Origin of the sequence: Streptomyces sp. NBRC 110035 (assembly GCF_000829695.1) — a bacterium.
Lineage (GTDB): Bacteria > Actinomycetota > Actinomycetes > Streptomycetales > Streptomycetaceae > Streptomyces.
In genome coordinates, this window is the sequence record NZ_BBNN01000020.1 from 106,982 (window position 1) to 129,531 (window position 22,550).

Genomic DNA, 22,550 nt, shown 5'->3' on the forward strand with positions numbered 1-22,550 from the left:
CTGCCCTGACCCCGCCCATTGCCCGGGGCCACTGTCCGGGGCCACGCCCCCTCGGTGGTGTGAAGGGTGGTGCCACCCGGGCGGCACGGTCCGCTCGGAGGCCCTGTGCGGCACCATGTGACCCATGGGCGACAACAGGATCGTGAACACCCACCAGGCCGAGGCGTGGAACGGATACGAGGGCCGGCACTGGGCCGACCACCAGGCGCGCTACGACGCCCTCAACGACCCCGCCAACACCCCGCTCCTGGACGCCGTGCGCCTCCGGGCCACGGACCGCGTGCTCGACGTCGGCTGCGGCAACGGACGTCTCACCAGGCTGGCCGCCCGCACCGCGGCGCACGTCCTCGGCGTCGACCTGTCGGCGCCCATGCTGGACCGGGCCCGCGCGAGCGCCGCCGAGGAACACCTCGAGAACGTCACCTTCCTCCGGGCCGACGCCCAGGTGCACGCCTTCGGGGACGCCGTCTTCGACGCGGCCCTCAGCCGCTTCGGGGTCATGTTCTTCGCCGATCCGGTCGCCGCCTTCGCGAACATCGGACGCTCCCTGCGGCCGGGCGGACGGCTCGCCTTCGTCTGTCCGCAGTCCTTCGGCCGGATGGACCAGTCGGTGGTCTTCGCGGCCGTCGCCGGGCAGGTGCCCCTGCCCGACCTGTCCCAGGAGACGGAGACCGGCCCCGCCTCCTTCGCGGACTCCGCGCGCACCACACGCGTGCTGCGCGACGCCGGCTTCGACGCCGTCACCGCCGAGCCGGTCGAACTGCCGCAGAGGTGGGGCGAGGACGCCCAGGACGCCGCCGACTTCCTCTTCGGGTGGGGGCCGATGCGCCACTGGCTGCGCGACGCGGCACCCGAGGCCGTCGACCGGGCCCGGCGGGCCGCCGCGGACGCCTTTCGCGCGTACGAGGTGAAGGACGCGGACGAGACGGGCGGCACGGCCGGGGGCGTACGGCTCATGGCGCGGCACTGGCTGATGACCGCCACCTGGCCCGGCACGCCGGGGGACACGACGGCGCCGGGGGCCGCGGGGCGAATTCCAGGGCCCCCGGGTCCGCCGCCCGCCGGCCGGGCTGACCAGGGCAGGAACAAGGCAAGGGGGTGGCAGAGATGAGGGCAGGGGCAGAGGTGGAGGTGAAGACGGAGGCAGGGGCAGAGATGGAGGCCGATGCGGGGCAGGGGTGGAGGCGGGAGTGGAGGTGGAGGCGAAGACGGGGGCAGGGACAGGGGCGGAGGCGAAGACGGGGGCAGGGGCGGGACCGGGTCAGGGTGCTCCGGTCGCCAGGTGGGCCCGCCAGCCGCCGAGCCGGGTGATGTCGGTGCCGGCCGCGGCCGACTCCGGGTCGCACTGGAAGCCGAGGACCCACGTCCCGTCGCCGAGTTCGACGCGCCCGAGGGACATGGGCGCGGGCAGCGCGGCGAGGAAACGCCCGAGGGCGGCGGGGGAGAGGGTCCAGAGCTCCCCGGTGATCCCGGCCCCGGACCCCGGAGCGGCCCGGACCAGGCCCGGCTTGGCGGGGACGGTGTCCAGCGCGGCGAGCCGGTAGTGCGGCGCGGTGACGACCTCGCCCCCGAACCGCGCGCCCACGCCCGTGAGCTGGTGGTTGAGGGGCTGGCCGCGCAGGTGGGCGCCGAACACGGCGAGCCCGACTCCCGTACCCGGCAGCGGAGCCGCTTCCTGCTCCCCGGTCAGCAGGGCCGCGATGTCGAGCGCAGGCTGGTCCTCGAAGGCACGCGTGATGACACTGACGCCGAACGGACTGCCGTCCGCCTCCCCGGCCGGAACGGCCACGGCGGCCATGTCCAGCAGGTTGACGAAGTTGGTGTAGGTCCCCAGCCGCTTGTTCACGCCGACCGGGTCGGCGAGGACCTCGGCGATGTCGGGGTGTTCGGTCGTGGTCGGCAGGAGCAGTGCGTCGAAACCGGCCAGCAGCCGTGAGGCCTCCGCCTTGTGCCGGTCCAGCCGTTCCTGGTCAGCCGCCAGCGCGTGGGCGGGGACCTCGGCGGCGGCCAGGATGATCGCGGCCACCGTCGGGTCCGCCCCCGAGGGGTTCTGCGCGATGAACTCGCCGACGGCCGCGTACCGTTCGGCGACCAGGGCACCGTCGTACAACAGCCGCGCGGCCCGCAGCAGCGGGGAGACGTCGAGGACGGCGGTCTCGGCCCCGGCCGCCTCCAGCCGTTCGACGGCGCCGCGGAACGCGGCCCGGGCCGCCGGTGAGAGCGGGGCCAGGTCCTCGTCCCGGGGCACCGCGACGCGCGGGTGTTCGGGCGCGGCCAGGCGCACGTCGTCCGGCCAGTCGCGGCCGCGCGGGTCGCCGGCGTCGGGGCCGGCCATGCGGGCCACGGCCCGCTGCGCCTGGGTGAGCGTGCGGGCGAACACCGTGACCGCGTCGTAGGGCCGCGCGGCCGGGACCACCCCCGCGGCGGGGACCAGGCCCAGGGTGGGCTTGATGCCCACGATGCCGTTGAAGGCGGCGGGCACCCGGCCGGACCCCGCGGTGTCGGTGCCGAGCGCGATGTCGGCGATGCCCAGCGCGACCGCGACCGCCGAGCCGGAACTGGAACCGCCGGAGACCTTCCCGGGGCGCAGCGCCCCGCGGACCGCGCCGTACGGGCTGCGGGTGCCGACGAGGCCGGTGGCGAACTGGTCCAGGTTCGTCTTGCCCAGCACGATCGCCCCCGCCTCCACCAGCCGCCGCACGGCGGGCGCGGAGACGTCCGGCGTGTACGCGTACGCGGGACAGCCGGCCGTGGTGGGCAGTCCGGCGACGTCGATGTTGTCCTTGACCGCCACCAGAACGCCCGCCAGCGGCAGCGGTGTGCCCGGGGAACCCGCCGCCACGCGCGTGTCGAGGGCCCGCGCCTCGGCCACGACGTCCTGTTCGTCCCGCAGGGTGATCCAGATCTCCGGGCGGTCGGTCTCGGTGATGAGCCGGTACGCGGCGGCGACGCGTTCCACGCAGCTCGGGGCCGGGGCGAGGGTCATGCTGCTTCCTCTCGTACGACGACGGCCAGCGGGGTGCCGGCGTCGATGTGCTGTCCGGTGGAGACGAGTACGTCGGTCACGATGCCGTGTCCGGGCGCCCGGATCACCACCTCCATCTTCATGGCCTCCAGGACGAGCAGGGGCTGGCCGGGCTCGACGGTGGTGCCGGGCCCCGCCTCGACCTTCCACACGGTGGAGCTGAGCGGCGCCTCCACCAGGCTCCCGCCCGGCGGAAGGGCCACCGGGGCCGTGTCGGCGCCCGGCTCGGGCAGGGGGCGGTCGGCGAACTCGCCCGCCGCCTCCCACGCCCGCCGCTCCGCCTCGAAGGCGGCGGCCTGGCGGCTGCGGAACGCGGTGATGCCGGCGGCGTTGTCGCGCAGGAACGCCTCGTGCTCGGCGAGCGAGAAGGTGCCGGGCCGGATGTCGAGGCCGCTGCGGCCGGCGGCCAGGTCGGCCCGGATGCCGAGGAGTTCGCCGGCCTCGACGGGATGCCAGACGATGCGGTCGAAGAACCGCAGCAGCCACGGCGTGCCGTCGGCGAAGGAGCGCGGTGGCCGCAGCCCGCCCCAGATGGGCACGGTCCGGCCGATCAGCTGGTAGCCGCCGGGGCTCTCCATCCCGTAGATGCACAGATAGGCGCCGCCGATCCCGACACCGGCCTCGGCGGTCCAGGTGCGGGCCGGGTTGTACTTGGTGGTGACCAGCCGGTGCCGCGGGTCGAGCGGGGTCGCGGCAGGGGCGCCCAGGTACACGTCACCGAGCCCGAGCACCAGATACTCGGCGTCGAAGACCGTCCGGCGCACGTCCTCCACGCTGTCCAGGCCGTTGATGCGGCGGATGAAGTCGATGTTGGACGGGTTCCACGGCGCGTCGTCCCGGATGGACGCCCCGTAGCGGGAGACGGCCTCGTCGACCGTGGGGTCGTCCCAGGACATCGGGAGGTGCACCTCCCTGCTGGGCACGGTCAGTCCGGCGGTCGCGGGCAGCTCGTCCTCCGCCTCCCGGAGGATCGCGAGCAGCGTGCGCAGCGGCAGCACGTCGGGGTCGGTGTGCAGGTGCAGGGAACGGACCCCGGGCGTGGAGTCCACCAGGCCGCGCGGAGCGAGGGCGGCCAGGTGCCGGGCGAGGGCGTGGACCCGCATGCGCAGGGCCAGGTCGAGGGTCATCGGGCCGTACTCGACGAGGATGTTGTCGTCCGCGCCGCGCCGGTAGGTGACCTCGGGGGCGTTGTCGGTGGCCGGGCGGCGGGCGAGGACGCCGTCGTCGCCGTCCGGGCCGCCCGCCGCCGTGAGCAGGGCGGGCGTACGGCGCAGACCGTCGGCGACGGCCTCGGTGACCGGCACGAACCGTACGGTGTCGCCGGGGCGCAGCTGCCCGGTTTTCCATCGTTCGCCGCGCACGACGGTGACCGGGCAGGCGAAGCCGCCGAGGCTGGGCCCGTCCGGGCCGAGGATCGCCGGGATGTCGCCGGTGAGGTTGACCGCGCCGACCGAGTACGCGGTGTCGTGGACGTTGGAGGGGTGCAGCCCCGCCTCGCCGCCGTCCGGGCGGGCCCACTCGGGGCGCGGGCCGATGAGCCGGACGCCGGTACGGGCGGACTGGGCGGACACCTTCCAGTCGGCTGCGTACACCGTCCTCAGGCCGTCGCGGGTGAGGAAGTCCGGTGCGGGGTGGGGGCCTTCGCTCACCGCGACCCGCCAGTGGGCGGTGAAGTGCGGGCGGTCGGGCACGGGGACGGGCGCGGGCGCCGGAGCGTCGGCGGCGGGGCCGGCCGGGTGCAGGACGTCCCCGGTACGCAGGGCGCGGCCGGCGTGCCCGCCGAACCCGCCCAGGGTGAAGGTGGCCGCGCTGCCGAGGTGACCGGGCACGTCGAGGCCCCCACGGACCAGCACGTACGTCCGCATGCCGGGGCCCTTCGGCGTGCCGACGTCCAGCAGCTGCCCGGCGGCCAGCTCGACGGGCTGCCACTGGGCGGCGGGCCGCCCGTCCACGGTGACCTCGGCCGGGGCGCCCGTGACACAGACGACCACCGGGTGCGAGAACCGCAGCGCCGGGCCCTCGAGCGTGCACTCCAGGCCCGGTGCTCCCACGGGGTTGCCGACGGCGGTGTTGCCGAGCCGGAAGGAGAGGTCGTCCATCGGGCCGCCGGGCGGGACGCCCACCTCCCAGTAGCCGGTGCGGCCGGGCCAGTCCTGCACGGTGGTCTGCGTGCCGCCGCGTACGACGTCGACGCGCGGACGCGGGTCGACGATCCCGGCGAGTGTGGCCGTGGTGTGCCGCACCTCCAGTACGTCCTCCGTCCGGCACGCGGCGCGCAGCAGGCCGAGGTTGGTCTCCACGCCGTCGACGCGGGTCTCGTCCAGGGCCGCCGCGAGCCGGGCGAACGCCTCCGCGCGGTCGCGGCCGGTCGCGACGACCTTGGCGAGCATCGGGTCGTACGCGGTGGACACCTGCTGCCCGGTCTCCGCCCAGCCGTCCACGCGCACGCCGTCGGGGAAGCGGACGCGGGTCAGCAGCCCGGAGCTGGGGCGGTGGTCGCGGGACGGGTCCTCGGCGTAGATGCGCGCCTCCACCGCGTGGGCGTGGCGAGTGCCCGAGCCCTCGGAACCCTTGGAGCCTTTGGAGTTCTCGGCTGCGCCGAGGGGAGCGGAGGCCGGGAAGCCGGACTCGCCGCGGGCCAGGCGCAGCATCCAGGCGACGAGGTCGACGCCGGTGATCTCCTCGGTGACCGGATGTTCCACCTGGAGCCGGGTGTTGACCTCCAGGAAGTACGCCTCCTCGCGCTCGGCGTCGTACACGAACTCGACGGTGCCGGCGGAGCGGTAGCCGACGGAGGCGCACAAGTCCCGTGCGGCGCTGTGCAGTCGGGAGCGCAGCCGCTGCGGCAGACCGGGTGCCGGGGCCTCCTCCAGCACCTTCTGGTTGCGGCGCTGGAGCGAGCAGTCGCGGTCACCGAGGACGACCACCCCTCCGGCCCCGTCGCCGAAGACCTGCACCTCCACATGGCGGGCGCGGTCGACGTACCGCTCCAGGTAGACCCCGCCGTCCCCGAAACTGCTCCGGGCGAGCCGCGTCACCCGGCCGAACGCCTCCCGCAGTGTCTCCGGTCCGGCGCACACCCGCATGCCGATGCCGCCCCCGCCGCCCGTCGCCTTGAGCATCACCGGGTAGCCGGTCTCCTCCGCCGCGCGCAGCGCCTCGTCCTCGTCGGCGAGCAGTCCGCTGCCGGGCAGCAGCGGCACCCCGGCCGCCCGTGCGGCGGTCCGGGCGGTGTGCTTGGCACCGAAGACCTCCAGCTGGGCCGGGGCGGGGCCGACGAAGACCAGGCCGGCCTCCTCCACGGCGGTGGCGAAGGCGGCGCTCTCCGACAGGAAGCCGTACCCGGGGTGGACCGCCCCCGCGCCGGTGGCCAGCGCCGCCTCCAGCAGCAGATCCGCCCGCAGATAGCTCTCGGCGGCGGGCGCCGGGCCCAGCCGTACGGCCTCGTCGGCCATCCGGACGTGCGGGGCGGCGCCGTCGGCGTCCGAGTACACCGCGACGGTGCGCAGCCCGAGCGCGTGGGCGCTGCGGATGATGCGGCAGGCGATCTCTCCGCGGTTGGCGACGAGCAGGGTGTCGAACATGACGGCAGCTCCTCCGGGACGGGCGGGGCGGGACGGTTCGGGGCGGGACGGCCGCTCCCGGGGCAGGCGAGACGGCGCGGGGCGGAGACGACGGTGGCAAGTGGTGGGGTGGCGGGTCGGGTGCGGGGCCGGGTGGGGGACGGCGGTGGACGTCGGGAGGTGAGGGGCGGAGATGCTGGGGCGGGCGTCGGGGCGGCGTGCCGGGCGGAGGAGGGCGGTGGGGGGTGACGGGCGGGGAGCGCGGGGCGAGGGCTGTGGCGGTGCGTGGCGCGAGGGCCGTGGGGCCGGCCAGGCGGAGGGCGACCGGGGGCGCGACGGCGGAGAGGGAGGTCGGGGCCCCTGGCCCGACGGGGACTCAGGGGTGGTCGTCGGCGTGCAGCGCCCTCTGCGTCATGGCACGCCGGGCGCGTTCCAGCACCACGTCCATCGAGTCGCCGACGTGGGCGTGCAGGGCGCGGTAGGCCTCGTCGAGCCGTCCGTCGCGGACGAGCTCCATGATCTCGATGTGCTCGGCGACGGTCGTCCGCACCCGGTCCTCGGTCAGGAAGTCGTACCTGCGCACCCGGCGGATGCGCTCGCCGACCGCCACGAGTGCGTCCGTGAGCGCCGGATTGCCCGAGGCGCGGGACAGCTCGGCGTGGAACCGCTCGTCCTGCACCACGAAACGCGGATCCGGCGCCGGCGACCGCTCCCGCATCGCGTACCAGCGCTCCAGCTCGGCGCCGAGGACCGCCGGATCGTGCCGCACGGAGGGGTCCTCGATCGCCCGGGCGATACCGCGCAGCTCCAGGGTGACCCGGAGTTCGTAGAGATCCTTCAGCTGGGCGAGTCCGAGGACCGTGACGTGGAAACCGCCGTCCCCCCGCTCGATCAGCCCGTCCGCCAGCAGCCGCGCCAGCGCCTCCCGCACGGGCGTCCGCGACACCCCGAAGCGCGCGGCCAGCCGTACGTCGCTCAGCCGCTCGCGTGTGCCGAACCCGCCGTCGAGCACGGCGGCCCGCAACTCCGCGTACACCCGGTCACGCAGCGAACCCGCGGGCGGCGTCACGCCCGGGGCCACCGGGGCCACGAGGGTGAGCGGTCCGGCAGGATCGGCCGGGACCGCGTCCGGCCGCGTATACACCGTTGAATCCATGCCCGCAGACGCTAGAAACCCCTTGTTTCCCAGGAGCCCTCCGCGCGTGAATGCCTCGTTTCCGAGTCCTCACCCCGGAATCCGGGATCCGGCGCCCGGGGTCCGGGATCCGGCGCCCGCTCCCCCCGGGCTCAGGCGCCGTCGAGGCCGCGGGCGTGGGCGAAGCGGGCCTGGCCGTCGGCGAGGGCGATCAGCGGTCCGGGATAGCCGAGGCGGGCGCGCCGGTCCTCCGGCAGCCGCCAGGGCTCGTGCACGTACCGGTCGTCCACGTCCGTCAACTCGGGCACCCAGCGCCGTACGTAGGCGCCGCTCGGGTCGTAACGCCTGCCCTGGCGCACGGGGTTGAGGACGCGGTTCGGACGGGTGTCGGTGCCGGTCCCGGCGACCCACTGCCAGTTGAGCTGGTTGTTGACGAGGTCGCCGTCCACGAGCAGGTCCAGGAAGTGCCGGGCGCCGACCCGCCAGTCCACGTACAGCGTCTTGGCCAGGAAGCTCGCCGCCAGCAGCCGTGCGCGGTTGTGCATCCAGCCCTCGTGGAGCAGCTGGCGCATCGCCGCGTCGACGACCGGATAGCCGGTACGGCCCTCCCGCCACGCGGCGATGTCCTCGGCCGCGTCCTCCTCGGTCCGCCACCGGTCGCCCCGGGGGCGGTAGTCGCGTACGGACGCCGCGGGCCGGGCCGCCAGCACCTGGTGGTGGAAGTCGCGCCAGCACAACTGGCGCACGAACGCCTCCGCCCCGGCCCCGCCCCGTGCCCGGGCCCGGTGGACGAGCTCCACCGGGGAGAGGGCCCCGAAATGGAGGTAGGGGGAGAGGCGGGAGGTCGCGTCGCCCGCCAGGTCGTCGTGCCGTTCCTGGTACCCGGACATCCGGGACCGGGCCCACCGGGCGAACCGTTCGCGCCCCGCGGACTCGCCTCCGTCCGGGAGACCGGGCGAGAGGCCGGACAGGCCGTCCCGGGAGGGCAGCGGCTCGCCGCGCACCGCGTCGGGGACCCGCACGGTGCGCGGCGCCGGGCAGGTCTCCCGCAGCTGCTCCTGCGACCAGCGGCGGAAATAGGGGGTGAACACGGCGTAGTGGTCGGACCCGGCGGGCGTCACCGCCCCGGCGGCGACAGCGGTGATCACGGCGTCGTGCACCCGCAGCGCCACCCCGCGCCGCTCGAGGTCCTCCCGCAGCCGCTCCTCGCGCCGCTGGGCGTAGCCGCTGACACCCGCCGCCATGTGGACCTCCGTGGCCCCGCACTCCGCGGTGACCGCGCCCACCTCCCGGACACCCGGCCCCGTACGCACGACGAGCCGGCCGCCGCGCCGGCGCAGCGAGGCGTCGAGATCCCGCAGACAGTCGGTGAGGAAGGCGTCGCGGTTGGGTGCGTCGAAGCCGGCCGCGCGGATGCCGGGATCGCGTACGAAGAGCGGCACCACCTCGTCGGCCGCGGCGAGCGCGGCACGCAGTGGCGGATGGTCGTGCAGACGCAGATCCGAGGTGAACAGGACGACCGCGACGGTCATGGGGCCACTCCTCGCCGTGCATGAGGCCTTGCTTGCTTTCCCGCCGTCTCTTCGGGCTGTTCCCGGCCCGCGGATGCGGAGCCGGGAACGCCACTGCCGGGAACGCCACTGCCGGGAACGCCACTGCCGGGAACGCCACTGCCGGGAACGCCACTGCCGGGAACGTCACCCGCGGCGCGGGCGGCGGGCACGCCGTGCGGGCCCGTGGCTTTTGCCGCGGCCCCTGCGCGCATCGGCCCCGTGTGCGCTCATGCCCTTCGTGGCGGCCTGGGTGATGTTGCGGGCCATGCCCTCGAACACGACGGAGTGGAGCGGGGCGACGGACCACCAGTAGGCGTGGCCCGGCAGCCCGCGCGGGTGGAACAGGGCGCGTTGCCGGTAGAGGGTGCGGCCCTCGTCGTCCGTGCCGGCGTACATCTCCAGCCATGCGAGACCCGGCAGCCGCATCTCCGCCCGCAGCCGCAGCAGCCGGCCGGGCTCGATTTCCTCGACCCGCCAGAAGTCCAGCGAGTCACCGACCCGCAGCCGTTCGGCGTCACGCCGCCCGCGCCGCAGGCCCACCCCGCCGACGAACCGGTCCAGCCAGCCCCGCACCGCCCAGGCCAGCGGGAAGGAGTACCAGCCGTTGTCCCCGCCGATGCCCTCGATCACCTTCCAGAGCGACTCCACGGACGCCTCGACGCGCACCTCGCGCTCGTCGCGGTAGAGACTTCCGCCGGCCCAGTCGGGGTCGGTGGGCAGCGGATCGCTGGGCGCCCCCGGCAGGCTCGCGGACGACCAGCGCGTGGCGACCTGCGCCTCCCGCACCCTCCGCAGCGCGAGCGCCAGTGACTCGTCGAACGACAGCGGGCTGTCCGGTGTGTCGGGCACGTAGGGGGCGATGTCGTGCTCGTGGCAGACGACCTCGTGGCGCAGCGACTCCGTCAGCGGCCGTGCCAGGGAGGCGGGTACGGGGGTGATGAGCCCGATCCAGTGGCTGGACAGGCTCGGGGTGAGCACCGGCACCGACACGACGAGCCGCCGCCGCAGTCCGGCGATGACGGCGTACCGCCGCATCATCTCGCGGTAGGTGAGGACGTCCGGCCCGCCGATGTCGAACGCCCGGTCGACGTCGGCGGGCATGCGGGCCGAGCCCACCAGGTACCGCAGCACGTCGCGTACCCCGATCGGCTGGATCCGGGTGTGCACCCAGCTGGGGGTGACCATGACCGGCAGCCGTTCGGTCAGGTAGCGCAGCATCTCGAACGACGCCGACCCCGAACCGATGACCACCGCGGCCCGCAGCACGGTGGCGGGCACCGGCCCGTCGAGGAAGATCCGTCCCACCTCGGCGCGGGAGCGCAGATGCGGGGACAGGGACCCTTCCGGGACGTCACGCGGGGTCAGCCCGCCCAGGTAGACGATGCGCCGTACGCCGGCGGCACGGGCCTGCTCGGCGAAGGTCCGGGCGGACCGCCGGTCGGTCTCCTCGAAGCCGGAACCGGCCCCGAGGGCGTGCACCAGGTAGTAGGCGACGTCGATCCCGCGCATGGCCGCGCCGACCGAACCGGGGTCGGTGACGTCGCCCCGGACCGCCTCGACGTCACCCGCCCAGGGATGGTCGCGGAGTTTGCCGGGGGAGCGGGCGAGGCACCGGACCCGGTGGCCGGCCCGCAGCAGCTCCGGTACCAGGCGCCCGCCGATGTATCCGGAGGCGCCGGTGACCAGGCAGTGCAGCCGCTCGGTGCCGCCCTCGTCCCACTGCCCGCCCGAGCCCTCGCCCGCGTCCGTCTCGGTACCCACGTCCGTCTCCTCCGCGCTCGTCCGCCCACGTGCCCACTCGCTCCGGGGTTGCTTCCTCTCCTCCGATCATGGCGGCAGCGCGGTGGACGTGCCCGTTCAGACGGACCGGGAACCTGAAGGGGAGCCGGAGCCGGCACCGGCATCCGCGTCGCTCCCGCGGGCCAGGGCGCTCGGCCACCATGCCCGGGGGCCGATGTCGATCACGAGCGCGGGCACCAGGAGCGAGCGGACGACGAGGGTGTCGAGCAGGACGCCGAAGGCCACGATGAACGCGATCTGGACCAGGAAGGCCAGGGGAATCACCATCAGGGCCGCGAACGTCGCCGCGAGGACGACCCCCGCCGAGGTGATGACCCCGCCGGTCGTGGTGAGCCCGCGCAGCACGCCCTGCCGGCTGCCGTGCGCGAGCGCCTCCTCCCGGACCCGGGACATCAGGAAGATGTTGTAGTCGACGCCCAGCGCGACCAGGAACACGAACCCGTACAGGGGTACCGACGCGTCCGTGCCCGAGAAGCCGAGGAGATGCTCGAAGACGAGCGCCGACACCCCGAGCGTCGCCAGGAAGTTGAGCCCGACCGTCGCCACCAGCAGCACCGGTACGAGCAGCGAGCGCAGCAGCAGGACGAGGATCAGCAGGATGATGGCGAGCACGATCGGCACGATCACCGTACGGTCCCGGGCTGCGGTCTCCTGGGTGTCGTACTGCTGCGCCGTGTAGCCGCCGACCAGCGCGTCGGCCCCGGAGACGGCGTGCACGCTGTCGCGGAGCCGCTCGACGGTCTCCTTGGCGGCGTCGCTGTCCGCGCCGTCCTCGAGGGTGGCGGCGATCTCGACCCGGCCGTCGGCGACGAGCGGCTCGCCGCCGGGCCTCCCCGAGGCGGAGACCGGGGCCGCCGAGGCGACGCCCTCGGTCTCCTCGGCCGCGGCCGTCACCTCGGTGACGCGGGCGGCGTCGGCGATGATGACGGCGGGGTTGCCGGAGCCGCCGGGGAAGTGCTCGCCGAGTGTCTCCTGGGCGGTCACCGAGGGGGCGTCACCGACGAAGATCTCCTCGAACGGTACGCCCTTGGAGGACAGGGTGGGGGAGAAGGCCGCGAAGACGGCGAGCACCAGGGCGGTCACCACCCAGGTGGCGCGCGGCCGCCGGTCCACGGCCGCGGCGACCCGGTGCCACACTCCGTGCCCCTCCGCGGGGGCGTCCGCGGAGGGCGTGCTCCCGGCCTTCTTCGGGCGGGAGGGCCAGAACGCGCTGCGCCCCAGCAGGGCCAGCACGGCCGGCAGGAAGGTGAGCGTGGAGAGCACGGCGCACACGATGCCGATCGCGCCGACCGGCCCGAGAGCGCGGTTGTTGGTGAGGTCACTGGCGAGCAGGGCCAGCAGTCCGAGCGCCACGGTGGCGGCACTGGCCGTGATCGCCCCGAACGAGCGGCGCACCGCGGCGACCGCGGCCTCGACCCGGTCCCCGCGCAGGGTGATCTCCTCGCGGAAGCGGGCGGTCAGCAGCAGCGCGTAGTCCGTGGCGGCGCCGATGACGAGGATGGAGAGAATGCCCTGCACCTGGCCGTCGACCCGGACGACGTCCCGGTCGGCCAGCGCGTACACGACCGCGCAGGCGAGCCCGAGGGCGAAGACGGACCCGAGAATGATCAGGAACGGCAGCAGGACGCTCCGGTAGACGAGCAGCAGGATCACCAGCACGGCGGCGAGCGCCACGCCCAGCAGCAGCCCGTCGACCCCCGCGAACGCGTCCGACAGATCGGCCTGGCTTGCCGCCGGCCCCGCGATCTGCGCCGTGGTCCCCGGCACGTTCCCGGCCGCCTGCCGGATCTCGTCCAGGACGGCGGGCAGCTCCTCGTCGAGACCCGGCTCCAGTTGGACGACTGCCTGCAGGGCCTGCCCGTCGTCGGAGACGAGAGCGGGCGACGGCGAACCGGCGACCCCGGGCTGCCCGGCCAGAGCGCCGGCGGCCCGCGTGGCCTCCTCCTGCTGGGCCCCCGTCACCCGGCCGCCCCCGTCGGCCGTCCACACGATGACGGCGGGTACATCGCGCGACGCCCCGGCCTGCTCGAACGCGTCGCCCTCTTCAAGTACCTTGGTCGACTCTGCGCTCTGCGGCAGGAACGCGGCCTGGTCGTTGGTGGCGACCTCGCCCAGCTTGCCCGCGTAGGGGCCGAGCGTGCCGCCCACACCCAGCCAGACGATCAGCAGAACGAGCGGCACCAGCCACCGGCCCCAGATCGGTGTGGTCCTCATTGAATCCCCAAGTGGCATAGGAACGGAAGGAACGGAAGCGGGACGAGCAGAAGTAAGTCAACCATCAAGTATCTCAATGGTTGAACAAATATATACTGAACGCATGTCCGGCACCGATAGCACCCCGCCCTCCCCTCCCGGGGACGACCCGACGGGGCTGCAGAGCTTCGCGGTCCTGCTGCGCCGGATGAACTCCGAGTTCAACCGCATCGCCCACGAGTTCGCCCAGGCGCAGGGCCTGCACCTCACCGACGTGCAGGCGCTGGTCGCCGTCCTGGACGCCGACCCGGCCGACGGCCCCATGACGCCCGGCAGGCTGCGCGACCAGCTCGACCTCACGTCCGGCGCGGTGACGGCATGCGTCGACCGCCTGGAGAAGGCGGGCCACATCCGCCGTGTACGGGCCCCGGGGGACCGCCGCGTGGTCCATCTGCACTACGAGCAGGCGGCCAGGGCCGTCGCAGGCGCCTTCTTCCGCCCTCTGGCACGGAGTACGGAAGCGGCCCGGGTCCGCTTCACCCAGGACGAACTGATGACGGTGACCCGGTTCCTCACCGAACTCAACCGGGAACTCGTCCTCCTGGGCCGTCACGGCTCGTGACGACGGGAAGGGCACCCCGGCTCCGGTTGCCGCCCGCACGAGAGGCCATGCCCGACCGGGGAGGGCAACCCCACGGCCCGGGCGTCTGTTCCACATCAGCAGCAGGTCAGGTACGTGGAACCGTGCCCTCGGGTCCCACCGCCGTCCGTCCACCGTGTTCGCAAGGGTGTCGGGGCGGTCGTCCTTGATCTGCGTCACCCTGCGGCCGTCCACCCCGATCGGCTTGGCGAGCCCTCCGAGCGTCACCTCACGGTCCAGGTCCTCCTCCCCCGGCTCCACCGGATCGGCTGGCCGTGGACGAAACGGTTCCCGCTCGACCGGGTCGTACCACGCGCTGCCCCGCCCCTCCCTTGGTGCCCATCCCGCGTCGAGCGCGCCCCGGGGCCGGGAAGCCGGGGTAGTGGCGAGGCATCGCGCGCACCACGTGGCCGTGGCGGTACCCCACCTGGGCGGGCCCACTCCCCCAACGTCACCCAGCCCCTGTCAGGCTCGACCACGATCCACCCCGTTCCCACCCGGAATCCGCGACACGCGGCAGCGCACATCAGCGTGACACCCACGGCACCCGAACATCTACCGGCCTCGCCGCCGCCCTCGGGACCTTCGGCCCCGAGGGCATCACGGCGCTGTGCGGCGGGCACACCGCAGTGATCAGGATCTGGCGGCGTGCGTCGGGTGGCCGGCAGCGGACCGGTGCACGATCACACGGTCGCGGCAACCCCCTGGCCGAGGGGGCCGAGGGGGCCGGGTCGGTGCGCCACGTGGCGCGGGGCCACGCCCGCGGCAGAGCGGTGCTCACCGCGGCGCGAGCCTCGAAGGCAACGCCCGGACGAGGTCAGAGGGAGGAAACCCCCGGCTGCGGCGGCCCGACGGGCCCGTTGCCCCGCTCGGCGAGCCCGGCGTGCAGGAGAAGCAGGCGGGCCAGGTCACGCGCCTCGTCGGCGGTGAGCGCCGCCCATGTCCCCGGCCCGCCCCCCTGGTCCTGGCCCACGTCCAGGGTGACCCTGCTGATGGGCCGGTCCGCGGGCGCGAGCCGCAGGCACCGCACCGCGATCCTGCGCCCGCAGGCCGTCACGAGCGAGGGGGTCCCGGCCGCGGTGGCCAGGTCGCGCCCTGTCGTCGTCATCCGTCTTACACTCCTTTGCGCCGGCCGGGCCGGCCCGGCAACTCCGGCGGTCGTCCTGTCCGCTGGGCCCGGCAGGTGTCCCGTCCGGGACCTCCGGCGGGTCAATACGGTCAGCGCGGAGCGGCGCCGGAATGTTCCCCGCCGGCGCGCTCCCCGCCGGATCGTGAACCGCTCCGGCGGGGACGGAGGCTTTGATCTGCCCGGAGGCGTCCAGGGCTTCCCCGCTGCCCGGCCCTGTCTGAACACGGTCACTGTTCCGGCGAAGTCGCTGTACGCGGTCATGCGTTCACTGCGGAGCTGCCGCCGGGACGAGGCCATCTGGTCGCGTGCAGCCGCTCGGCGCTGGAACAGGTGCGTCACGGCGACACCGAGGAGAGTCCCCAGAGCTGCGATCAGGGCTGGGAGAACACCGGCCACGGGGAGCAGGACGTCACAAGATCTCCTGCGTGCCCGGCCGTCCGGCCGCCCGGACGCCCGGACGCCCGCGCGGCCCCGGAACGAGTCCTGGCCTGCCGGAAAGACCATCAAGATCATGACGTTCCTCTTGTGCGGGCGGCCTGTCAGGCGGCCTGAGCGTGGCGGCCGGGTGCCTCGCCCTCCGCGGCCGGGCTACGCGAGGCGGGAGGGGGCGCGGGTCCCGGACGCGCCGGGGGTGCCGTCCGCGGTGCCGGTGTCCAGGCCGGGGGCGCCGCCGGACGTGGTCCCGGGGCCGTTCGCTCCAGCGGTGTGCGGCCCTTCCGCGGAAGCGGACGGGGCGGTGGGGCGTCGGGTGTGCAGTTCCTCGCGGAGGCGGCGGACCTCTTCCGTGAGGGCGGAGATCTCGCTGGTCGTCTGCGCCTCGTTGGCGCGGAGCTCGGAGAACCGGTCCATGAACCAGGACGCGAGGGTCGCGGTGACGAGACCCGCGAGCGCGATGCCGCCGACCATCAGCGCGACGGCGATCAGACGCCCCTCGGTCGTCGTGGGGTAGAGGTCGCCGTAACCGACGGTGGTGACCGTGGTCAGCGACCACCACAGGGCGTCACCGAACGCCGTGATCGAGGCGTCCGGGTTGCGCCGCTCGACGTCGAGGATGGTCAGGCTGGAGAGGAACAGCAGCAGAGCCGTGCAGGCCGCCACGTAGGTGCCCAGACGCAGCCGGACCCGGCCCAGGGTGGAGGCGTTGCGGCGTACCACCATGAACACGAGGGTCACCAGTCGCAGGGGGCGCAGCGGCGGCAGGACCAGGGTCGCCAGGTCGAACAGCCGTACCTTGAGGAACTGCCATCGGCTGCCGGCCACGGCGAAGCGCAGAACGAACTCGGCGGCCAGCAGCGCCCAGATGGCGAAGGTCACGGTTTCGGCGGCGTCACGCCAGGCGCGGGGCAGCCCCGGGTCGAGGATCGGCACCGCGTAGGCCGTGAGGTAGACCAGCGCGAGGCCGATGAGCCAGCCGCCGGTGCGCTGCTCCCAGCGCCGGAGCCGTTGGTCCCTGAGGGCAGGTGTGGCAGACATGGCACGCCATTGTGGCATTGCACCCGGTACGACGGTCACGACGGCATGCGTTCCGGCCCCGGAGGGACGGCGAAGGGGCCCGGCAGCGCGGGCGGGACGAAGCGAGGCTGTGATCCGCATGTGACCGCGGCCACGTAAGGTCCCTTGGGCCACGGTCAGTGGATGACGTGCAGGTTCCCCGAGGGCTTCTGAGAGAGGAGAAGGCGCTCGTCAGCAGGTCAGCGGAGTGCGCGAGGTCCGTTCCTCCCTCTCCAGAAATTTGCGAGTTACCGGGAGAAGTTCGATGCAACTCCAGTAATCTCTATGCTTGTGTCAGATTCCGAAGGTCGCACCCTCGCGCTCGTACCGCCGCCACGTGCTACGGATGTGAGTTCAGGCCCGATCGAGACCGGTTTGGTAGACGTCGTCACCCTCCAGCGGCGCCGCCAGGCGCGGATGTCCGCCCAGGGAGAGGAGAGCTTCTTCGTCGACGCGCTGACCGGGTACCAGTGGGCACGAGACTCAGCCGGACTGGCCCCGTCGACGATCGACCAGCTGATCAAGCCGGTCATCGAGGTCTGCGACTTCTACGGCACCGTGCCGTGGCACCTGACCCCGCGCGAGGTCGACAAGTACTTCGCCGGCCCCGGGAAGCGCGCACACCACACGCACCGGCAGAAGCTCAACCACATTGACGCGTTCTTCGCCTTCCTCGAACAGCGCTACGCCTACGAGATCATGATGCGGTTCGGGGCGACGGTGGAGTCACCGGTCGACCCGTTCAACAGGCCTGTCCACCGTGGGGACTTCGGGCTGCGGATCCCACCCTCGCAGACGGCGATGAAGGAGTTCTTTGCCCGCTGGCGGGAGCAGTTGCCGTCCGCCCGGAAGTACGCCGTTGCCTGCCGCGACTACGTCATGACGAAGATCGCGTATGTCTCCGGTGTGCGGGCCGCCGAGCTGTGTCCGGTGACGATTGGCGACGTCCACTGGGAGCACGGCCAGCGGGGCCGGCTCGTCGTCCAGGGCAAGGGCGCTCGGGGCCGCGGCCTCGCGAGGCGTACCTGTTCCGAGAGGCGCGCGAACTGCTCTGGTGGTACATCGAGGAGGTCCGGGCGGAGTTCGGCGACGACGCCGATCACCCGTCGGCACCCCTGTGGCCGTCCGAGCGCAAGCCGAAGGCGATAGCGGCGCTGAACCTACCGATCGCGCCGGCGATCACACCCTCGACGTTCCGCCGACAGCTCCACGCGGCGGCCGCGAGCTACCTGACCGGCCCCGTCACCGACCTCTTCCCGCACCTCCTGCAGCATGCGTGCGCGACCCACAACTACGAGCGCGGCATGACGCTCTGGGAGGTCCAGCGCGTATTGGGTCACCACTGGGCCACCACGACTCTTCGGTACATGGCGACTGCACAGGCGGACCCCGAGCATGCCAATGTGGCAGCGAGCTCGCGGGCGGCTCAGCGCCTGGTGATGGACAAGGGGAACCTTCGGTGAAGTGGAATCTGAGGATGGTGGCCGCTCAGCGGGACCTGTGGCGTCCCACCGAGTTGCTGGAGGCGTTCAAGACGGTCGGATTCACGCCGTCGCTGAGCAAGGTCGCCGCGATGTGGAGCGGCACACCGGTCACTGTCCGGCTCGACGACCTGGACAAGATGTGCGCGGTACTGAACTGCACCGTTGGTGATCTGCTCCAGGCCGAGCCCCTGGAGGTCAGCGTGGCAGAGAGCGAAGCACTGCCCAAGGCCGTGGGAGCTGAAGGCTTGGACGGGGGTCCCGTGCGGCCGATGCCCCGTCGGCAGGGCAGCCGTCGCTCGTTGCCGCCGAACTGACAATGGCGGCAGGATTTCATCCTGCTCAGTGCCCGGACTGCAAGGGTTGGGGGGTTCCCGGGCTGGCCACGTGCCAGGGATGCATGGAGTGGCGGAAGAACCATCCTGAGCAGGGTGTATGTCTGCGCTGCCGTCACACGGGATACCTCAACTCCGACCGTCTGCGCCGGGCATGCCTGCATGCTGTCCGGCTCGACGCCGACGCAGCCTGGGTCACCGACCCGGACGGCGCCGGCCCGCGAAGCCGTCAGCTGATGCTCCTTTACTCCGGCCTCGCCCCCACCCACGCCCAGCCCCTGAAGAAGTACGGCAGGCGCACCGGCCGCACCGGCGCCGATCAGCGCGAGCGGCTGCACTGGGTGGAACAGATACGCGCGGCGGCGGCCCCGACCCGGGACGACCCTGCGGTCCTCCCACCCGCCATCCCGGGGCAGCTGCCGCTCTTCCCGGTCCGCCGGAAGCTGTCCATCGACGTCTGCCGGCGCATTCTGCAAAGGCCGCTCGCCGGCTACCGCGAGGTCGTCGAGCACACTGCCGCGTTCGCCGCGGACACCGGCATCAGCAAACCCATGCAGCGCAAGCTGCACGAGATGCTGCGTCTCGCGCTCGCCGTGCGCGACGCAGACGGCGACGACCTCGTCGACGAGCTGGTCCTTGACGACATCCCCAACTACGGCCGGTCCGTCCGGGCGATCCTGCTGCGGGCGAAGATGCTCAGGCTCCTGCCAGAGCCGCGCGAACCCGAGCGTCCCCAGCGGTCACGGATGTCACGGACCACGCGCCGCGTCTGGGCGCCCCGGGCGATGACACCGAGGTCCTGCCAGCAGTGCGGCTCTTGGTTCGCAGCGAAGATGAAGGCCACCTGCGAGCCCTGCTCATCCTTCGCTCGAACGAGAGGAAGCAGCGCCGCTTCCACGGGAGTGTGCGCTCGCTGCCGCCGTGTCGACCTGCCGCTCGCCGACGGGTACTGCCGCGGATGCCGATGGCATGTATCCCCCCACGGTCCAGGGGACATCGCCCGGTTCGGAACGCAGCTGTGGCTCGGTTCGCCGGTTCCGGCGCCCACAAGCCTGCGTCGCTCGGGTGTGGCCCCGCCGACTCCGCGCCAGCCTGTCTCCGAGCACGTGATAGCCCCTGGGCAGGAGAGGTTGTTCGAGCACGGCGGCAGACGCCACTCACTCGCCCATCGGCACCACCTTCACCGCCATCTTCCGCCCCACCGGATTCACGATGCCCACGCTGCGGCAGGACCGGATCCGCGACGAGGCATTCGAGGTCGATGACCCGCTTCACCTGATGCGCCTGTTCGGAATCTCCTCTCATACCGCAATGCGGTACATCACCGTGGCCCACCCCGAACGCACCGCGAAGCTACCCCGGTGAGGCGAGCGGCCGCCACCAACCCGTACACAAGAAGCCTAGGATTCAGTATTCGCATACGACTTCCTACAACCTGACGTCCAGGAATTCTGGAACCCTCGTTGGGTCGTACTGGTGAATCCCCCGCAGCAGGTGAGGAGAGGGCGACAGTGCGGCAGGCGCTGTCAGCGAGGCGGCTCTTGGTGAGCCAAACGCTGAGGGCAGAGCTGGGAGCCCAAGGCGCATACCGGCCGCGGAGAGGTCGTATCGAGTCTCAACCTCCGACCTCACGGCGAGATTGGCGCGCATCGTGCCGTACCTCCGCACGGCCGCTTCGCCGAGAACTTCACCCAGTAGGCCTAGCCGACACCGCCACGCGCAAGCCCGGCCATGCGTAAGCTCGGCCGCATCAAGTTGCTCATCACGTTCTGTGTCACGCGCGGGCCTGTTGGGCTTGGGGAACCACTGTCATCGGCACACAGCACCGGCAGAAAGATCGCCCAGTGAACGCAACGTATGACGCAGTAGTGGTGGGAGGAGGCTTCGCCGGGGTCACGGCAGCCCGTGACCTCGTCGACCGCAGACGCTCCGTCGTGCTCCTCGAAGCGGGAACACGCATCGGCGGCCGCACGTACACACGTCCGTTCAAGGGACAGGAGGACCTGACTGTCGATCTTGGCGGCAGCTGGGTCAACCGTGAGCTGCAGCCCGAGATCCGGCGCGAGATCGGTCGCTACGGTATCGCGCTGGCCGAGGACGCGATGCCCGCAAGCGCCGCATTCATCACCGACGGTGTCCTGCGTTCGTTCCCAGTGCCCGCAGGCGAGATCGCGGACCTGGAGCGTGTCGTCGGGCACCTGAGGGACGCATCGAAACGGATCGCACCCTCCCAACGCCTCAGCAGGCAGCCGATCCGCGACCTGGACGTCTCGGCGGACGATTTCATGGCCCCCCTCCAGCTGGGACCAGCCACGCGGGACCTGGTCTACGCGGCGCTGGCCTGGTACGCCGGAGCGGATCCGCGCAAGGTGTCGATGCTCGGCTTCATTGCCCAGACAGCCGGGTTCGGCCACAGCCCGTACGGCTTCTTCGGCGCGCTGACGGAACGCATCGTCGGCGGCGCCGAGACGCTGCTCGACCGCATGGTCGAACAGTCCCGCCTTGAAATCCGCCTGGACCACCACGTCGCGCAGATCGAGCAGGATGAGGACGGGGTGACGGTCCGCACGCGCCACGGTGAGTGCGTGCGGGCTCGCTCGTGCGTCGTGGCCGTGCCCACCAACGTCCTTCGCCACATCGACTTCCGGCCCGGCCTAGCCGACGACAAGCAGCGCTTCCTCAAGGAGAACCACGCCGGCCGCGCCACCAAGCCTTCAATGCTGGTGCGGCACGTCCCGGCCCGGTCGTTCGCACTCGGCCTGGGCACCTTGCAGGCTCTGTGTCTCGGCCACGAGTACCCTGACGGTTCATGCCTGCTCATGGGCTTCGGCGGGGAACGCACCAAGCTCGACCTGAGGAATCGGGAGCAGGTTGAGGACGCCGTGCGCGAGTACTACCCCGAGGCCGAGGTGCTGGCAGTGGACGCCTACGACTGGAACGCCGACCCGCTGTTCGACGGGACCTACCGCATCGACCCCCCTGGGCAGGCGTACGACTTCCTGCGTGCGATGAATGAGCCGGAGGGACGTGTCGTGTTCGCCGGAACCGATCTCGACGACTCGGTCTGGCGCATCTGGATCGAGGGCGCAGTGCACAGCGGTCGTCATGCGGCTGATGGGATCAGCGTCATCCTCGCCCGGTAACGCCCCTCTCACCTCCTGGAGCACCCGCACCGTTCGCTGCGCCGGCGGGATGTGTTCGTCGAGCACGGTGACCGCTGGAGGTGCCCCGCGTGAAGCTACTGGCCGGGGACAGATGGACGGCCGCCGTGCCGAAGGTGCTCACCGCGCTCGGGCTGGAGAGCGAACCGGCCGGACACCTTGCAGAACTCGCCCCCGCCCTGCATGCGGCGTATGTCCAGGTCGCCTCCGGCGCCGGGGCCGCTGCTGTTGCGCGCACCGAAGACCGATGACGAGACCCGTACAGTCCGCAGCGTTCCGGCCCGGAGCCACCATTCATGGTTCCGGGCCGGAACGCTGCGTGGACGCCGACCAAGCGGCTGCGCACGGCAACGACCGCGCCGCATCACAGCAAGCGAATATCCGGCAGGGTCCGCCGTGCTGGCTGCGGACCGTGCGTCAGGCGGACAGGTGCCCGAAGAACAGGCTGCCGGGGACATCCAGGTCCGGCGAGTGGAAGAACTCCCGGATCGCGCGGATGTACTCGGGGCGGCTGATGGCGCCGTCACCGTCGGTGTCCAGCCGCGCGAAGGTGTCCATCGCGTCCGGCGCCTTGCTGCCCCACAACAGGTCCAGGAACTGCTTGAACTCCGACTTGCTGATGGCGTTATCGCCATCGGTGTCCGCGATGTCGAAGATGGCGTGCGGGATGCACTCCATCATGTTGTAGCGGCTGGTGTCGACGCTCGCCGCGCGGTTGGCGTGGGCGAACTGCTTCCGGTCCAGGCGGTCGTTGCCGCCCGCGTGGCGCAGGAGCTCCGTCCAGTACATCTGGTACGCGATCGTCAGCGACTGCGCCTTGCGGTCCTTCTTGTCGATCTTGTACGCGCTGAGGTAGCGGTCGATGATCCGCTGGTAGTCGCTCCAGTCGACGTAGCCGTCGTTGTCGGTGTCGGTCGCTTTGAACAGCGCTTCAAGCTTGAGAGTGATCGGGTCGGTGGCGGTAGTGGTCATGATTGCCCTTCCGGGAGTGAGGTGGTGGGGCACTCTGGCGCGCCCGCCACGAGGCTAACCACGAAATCATTG

General features: G+C 72.5%; 15 protein-coding genes and 2 pseudogenes. 7 read left to right on the top strand and 10 right to left on the bottom strand.

Features of this window, described 5'->3' with window-relative positions; all coding sequences use genetic code 11:
- Positions 1–124 precede the first annotated feature (124 nt).
- Positions 125–1,111, top strand: a complete 987-nt coding sequence (locus tag TU30_RS10020) for a class I SAM-dependent methyltransferase (protein WP_063837631.1) — start codon at positions 125–127, stop codon at positions 1,109–1,111.
- 150 nt (positions 1,112–1,261) lie between these two features.
- Here the strand turns inward: TU30_RS10020 and atzF are convergent, their stop codons facing one another.
- The 7 genes and pseudogenes from atzF to TU30_RS10050 all read right to left on the bottom strand — a co-directional run bounded on the left by atzF (position 1,262) and on the right by TU30_RS10050 (position 13,290).
- Entirely contained in the window at positions 1,262–2,986 is a 1,725-nt protein-coding gene (atzF, locus tag TU30_RS10025; RefSeq protein ID WP_042167406.1) for an allophanate hydrolase, read from the bottom strand.
- Entirely contained in the window at positions 2,983–6,609 is a 3,627-nt protein-coding gene (gene uca / locus TU30_RS10030; RefSeq protein WP_042167409.1) for an urea carboxylase, read from the bottom strand. Before uca ends, atzF begins: the two co-directional genes overlap by 4 nt.
- Positions 6,610–6,964: 355 nt before the next feature.
- Positions 6,965–7,744, bottom strand: coding sequence for a GntR family transcriptional regulator (locus tag TU30_RS10035; protein WP_078878210.1), 780 nt, complete (start codon positions 7,742–7,744; stop codon positions 6,965–6,967).
- A gap of 131 nt (positions 7,745–7,875) precedes the next feature.
- Positions 7,876–9,255 carry a deoxyribodipyrimidine photo-lyase gene (locus TU30_RS10040; RefSeq protein WP_042167412.1) on the bottom strand — a complete coding sequence of 460 codons (1,380 nt, stop codon included), beginning with the start codon at positions 9,253–9,255 and terminating at the stop codon, positions 7,876–7,878.
- 165 nt (positions 9,256–9,420) lie between these two features.
- A complete protein-coding gene (locus TU30_RS10045) occupies positions 9,421–10,494 on the bottom strand; it encodes an SDR family oxidoreductase (RefSeq protein ID WP_370626612.1) in 1,074 nt (357 codons plus the stop codon).
- A 96-nt stretch (positions 10,495–10,590) separates the two neighbouring features.
- Positions 10,591–11,037 (bottom strand): annotated as a pseudogene (locus TU30_RS38265) (SDR family NAD(P)-dependent oxidoreductase); the annotation flags it as partial.
- 96 nt (positions 11,038–11,133) lie between these two features.
- Positions 11,134–13,290 (bottom strand): MMPL family transporter, encoded by a 2,157-nt coding sequence (locus TU30_RS10050; protein ID WP_042167415.1) that lies wholly within the window; start codon positions 13,288–13,290, stop codon positions 11,134–11,136.
- A 103-nt stretch (positions 13,291–13,393) separates the two neighbouring features.
- Between TU30_RS10050 and TU30_RS10055 the strand changes: the two genes are divergently transcribed.
- A complete protein-coding gene (locus tag TU30_RS10055) occupies positions 13,394–13,891 on the top strand; it encodes a MarR family winged helix-turn-helix transcriptional regulator (protein ID WP_042167418.1) in 498 nt (165 codons plus the stop codon).
- Between the two features lie 835 nt (positions 13,892–14,726).
- Here TU30_RS10055 and TU30_RS10060 read toward each other — a convergent pair.
- Together TU30_RS10060 and TU30_RS10065 are read right to left on the bottom strand one after the other, a co-directional pair.
- Positions 14,727–15,017, bottom strand: a complete 291-nt coding sequence (locus TU30_RS10060) for a hypothetical protein (protein ID WP_042167420.1) — start codon at positions 15,015–15,017, stop codon at positions 14,727–14,729.
- Between the two features lie 609 nt (positions 15,018–15,626).
- Positions 15,627–16,511, bottom strand: coding sequence for a potassium channel family protein (locus tag TU30_RS10065; RefSeq protein WP_063837632.1), 885 nt, complete (start codon positions 16,509–16,511; stop codon positions 15,627–15,629).
- A gap of 435 nt (positions 16,512–16,946) precedes the next feature.
- Here TU30_RS10065 and TU30_RS10070 point away from each other — a divergent pair.
- The 5 genes and pseudogenes from TU30_RS10070 (at position 16,947) to TU30_RS10095 (ending at position 21,757) form a co-directional block, all read left to right on the top strand.
- Positions 16,947–17,992: pseudogene (locus TU30_RS10070) on the top strand (tyrosine-type recombinase/integrase).
- Positions 17,989–18,327, top strand: coding sequence for a helix-turn-helix transcriptional regulator (locus TU30_RS10075; RefSeq protein ID WP_199816843.1), 339 nt, complete (start codon positions 17,989–17,991; stop codon positions 18,325–18,327). The pseudogene TU30_RS10070 and the gene TU30_RS10075 overlap by 4 nt, the downstream one beginning before the upstream one ends.
- 254 nt (positions 18,328–18,581) lie before the next feature.
- A complete protein-coding gene (locus TU30_RS35960; RefSeq protein ID WP_062189510.1) occupies positions 18,582–19,610 on the top strand; it encodes a hypothetical protein in 1,029 nt (342 codons plus the stop codon).
- A 606-nt stretch (positions 19,611–20,216) separates the two neighbouring features.
- On the top strand, positions 20,217–21,488 hold the full coding sequence (locus TU30_RS10090; RefSeq protein WP_234307831.1) for an NAD(P)/FAD-dependent oxidoreductase: 1,272 nt from the start codon (positions 20,217–20,219) through the stop codon (positions 21,486–21,488).
- 89 nt (positions 21,489–21,577) lie between these two features.
- Complete coding sequence (locus tag TU30_RS10095) at positions 21,578–21,757, top strand: hypothetical protein (RefSeq protein WP_042167428.1); 180 nt, start codon at positions 21,578–21,580, stop codon at positions 21,755–21,757.
- A gap of 166 nt (positions 21,758–21,923) precedes the next feature.
- Here the strand turns inward: TU30_RS10095 and TU30_RS10100 are convergent, their stop codons facing one another.
- Complete coding sequence (locus tag TU30_RS10100) at positions 21,924–22,478, bottom strand: EF-hand domain-containing protein (protein ID WP_042167430.1); 555 nt, start codon at positions 22,476–22,478, stop codon at positions 21,924–21,926.
- Between the last annotated feature and the right edge of the window lie 72 nt (positions 22,479–22,550).

Excerpts from the sequence above, each read along its gene's own strand:
- TU30_RS10020 (WP_063837631.1), top strand. The coding sequence starts at position 125 with ATGGGCGACAACAGGATCGTGAACACCCACCAGGCCGAGGCGTGGAAC.
- atzF (WP_042167406.1), bottom strand. The coding sequence starts at position 2,986 with ATGACCCTCGCCCCGGCCCCGAGCTGCGTGGAACGCGTCGCCGCCGCG.
- uca (WP_042167409.1), bottom strand. The coding sequence starts at position 6,609 with ATGTTCGACACCCTGCTCGTCGCCAACCGCGGAGAGATCGCCTGCCGC.
- TU30_RS10035 (WP_078878210.1), bottom strand. The coding sequence starts at position 7,744 with ATGGATTCAACGGTGTATACGCGGCCGGACGCGGTCCCGGCCGATCCT.
- TU30_RS10040 (WP_042167412.1), bottom strand. The coding sequence starts at position 9,255 with ATGACCGTCGCGGTCGTCCTGTTCACCTCGGATCTGCGTCTGCACGAC.
- TU30_RS10045 (WP_370626612.1), bottom strand. The coding sequence starts at position 10,494 with ATGCTGCGCTACCTGACCGAACGGCTGCCGGTCATGGTCACCCCCAGC.
- TU30_RS10050 (WP_042167415.1), bottom strand. The coding sequence starts at position 13,290 with ATGAGGACCACACCGATCTGGGGCCGGTGGCTGGTGCCGCTCGTTCTG.
- TU30_RS10055 (WP_042167418.1), top strand. The coding sequence starts at position 13,394 with ATGTCCGGCACCGATAGCACCCCGCCCTCCCCTCCCGGGGACGACCCG.
- TU30_RS10060 (WP_042167420.1), bottom strand. The coding sequence starts at position 15,017 with ATGACGACGACAGGGCGCGACCTGGCCACCGCGGCCGGGACCCCCTCG.
- TU30_RS10065 (WP_063837632.1), bottom strand. The coding sequence starts at position 16,511 with ATGTCTGCCACACCTGCCCTCAGGGACCAACGGCTCCGGCGCTGGGAG.
- TU30_RS35960 (WP_062189510.1), top strand. The coding sequence starts at position 18,582 with ATGCTCCTTTACTCCGGCCTCGCCCCCACCCACGCCCAGCCCCTGAAG.
- TU30_RS10100 (WP_042167430.1), bottom strand. The coding sequence starts at position 22,478 with ATGACCACTACCGCCACCGACCCGATCACTCTCAAGCTTGAAGCGCTG.